The organism is Nonomuraea sp. PA05, assembly GCF_008086045.1.
Lineage (GTDB): Bacteria > Actinomycetota > Actinomycetes > Streptosporangiales > Streptosporangiaceae > Nonomuraea > Nonomuraea monospora.
Genome location: NZ_VSEY01000119.1, coordinates 1 through 417 on the forward strand (window position 1 = coordinate 1; position 417 = coordinate 417).

1 pseudogene is annotated in these 417 nt (G+C 66.9%); it reads left to right on the plus strand.

The features are described from left to right. Window positions 1–417: pseudogene (locus FXF51_RS60290) on the plus strand (TCP-1/cpn60 chaperonin family protein); the annotation flags it as partial.

Genomic DNA, 417 nt, shown 5'->3' on the forward strand with positions numbered 1-417 from the left:
ACCTTCGGCCTGGAGCTCGAGCTCACCGAGGGCATGCGCTTCGACAAGGGCATGACGTCGATGTACTTCGTCACCGACTCGGACCGCATGGAGGCCGTGCTCGAGGACCCGTACATCCTGATCGTCAACAGCAAGGTCTCCGCCAACAAGGACCTGCTGCCGCTGCTCGACAAGGTCGTGCAGTCGGGCAAGCCGCTGCTGATCATCGCCGAGGACGTCGAGGGCGAGGCCCTGGCGACCCTGGTGGTCAACAAGATCCGCGGCCTGTTCCGCTCCGTGGCCGTCAAGGCCCCGGGCTTCGGCGACCGCCGCAAGGCGATGCTGAACGACATCGCGATCCTGACCGGTGGCCAGGTCGTCGCCGAGGAGGTCGGCCTCAAGCTCGAGACCGCCACCCTCGACCTGCTGGGCCGCGCT